The sequence below is a fragment of the Nonomuraea sp. NPDC049758 genome (assembly GCF_040674635.1).
In the GTDB taxonomy this organism is placed as follows: Bacteria; Actinomycetota; Actinomycetes; order Streptosporangiales; family Streptosporangiaceae; genus Nonomuraea.
Genome location: NZ_JBFAMZ010000072.1, coordinates 1 through 1,200, shown reverse-complemented (window position 1 = coordinate 1,200; position 1,200 = coordinate 1). Strand labels below are relative to the sequence as shown.

Annotated in this window: 1 protein-coding gene; it reads left to right on the top strand. The window is 64.3% G+C overall.

Features of this window, described 5'->3' with window-relative positions; genetic code table 11:
- Nucleotides 1–91: 91 nt before the first annotated feature.
- On the top strand, nt 92–1,189 hold the full coding sequence (locus AB0J46_RS51945) for an IS630 family transposase (RefSeq protein ID WP_364344962.1): 1,098 nt from the start codon (nt 92–94) through the stop codon (nt 1,187–1,189).
- Nucleotides 1,190–1,200 lie beyond the last annotated feature (11 nt).

Here is a 1,200-nt window from a genome sequence, read left to right as displayed (position 1 = left end):
CTAGTGGCCCGTCACCGAATCTTGGACGGGTAATTGATCTCCAGCGGTGAACCCGCCAGGCTTGCTGCCTCTTCGATATTGGGAGGTGGTCGTGGCTCGCCGACCGGAAGTGTTCGTCCGGCCGTTAACGATGGAGGAAGGCCGCAAGCTGCAGCGGATCACGCGGAGCGCGAAGGATCCGGTCAAGCTGCGGCGGGCGATCGTGGTGATGATGTCCGGCCAAGGCCAGAGCGTCCCGGACATCACCTCGTTGATGCAGGTCAGCGACGACTACGTGCGCGATGTCATCCACGCCTTCAACGAGAAGGGGTTCGAGGCGCTTGACCCAAAATGGAACGGGGGCCGTCCACCGACGATCAGTCCTAAAGTGCGTGAGCACATCTGCCTGATCGCCAAGACGGTCCCCGCCGAATGGGGCATCACCGGACACTCCACCTGGAGTCTGCGCACCCTGGCCGCGCACCTCATCGCCCGCGGGGTGGTGACCGCGATCAGCCGTGAGCACCTGCGGCGGATCCTCCGCAAAGGCGGGGTGACCTGGCAGACGACCACGACGTGGAAGTCCTCCACAGACCCGCAGTTCATCGCCAAGATGCAGCGCGTCCTGGACCTCTACGATCACCCGCCCGCTGACGGGCGGGTGATCTGCCTGGATGAGTTCGGGCCGTTGAACCTGTTGCCTCGAAGGGGCAAGCGGTGGCGTCCGGTGGGTTCGCCGGGCCGGCTGCGTGCCACCTACAACCGCTACAACGGCGTGATGCAGATGATCGCCGCGCTCGATCTGGCCACCGGCAGGTTGTACTACCGGATCCGCAGGCGCAAGCGCTGGCGGGAGGTGTTGTCCTTTCTCAAGACGCTGCGTGTGCGCTGGCCAGGCGAGATGCTGTACGTGATCGCCGACAACTACTCGCCGCACAAACATCCTCAGGTCCGCGCCTGGACCGCTGAAAACGATGTTGAGCTGGTGTTCCTGCCGACCTACGGCTCTTGGTTGAACTGGATCGAGTCGGAGTTCGCCGCGTTGCGGTATTACGCCCTGAACGGCACCGACCACCGCAGCCACGACGAGCAGAACGCGGCGATCGGTGCCTACGTGCGCTGGCGCAACGCCCGAGCCCAGCCCAAGACGAACTTCGCCGCCAGTTCGCCGATCAGAAGCTGGACCAGTTACCCGGCCAAGGTTGCGTGACGGCCCACTAG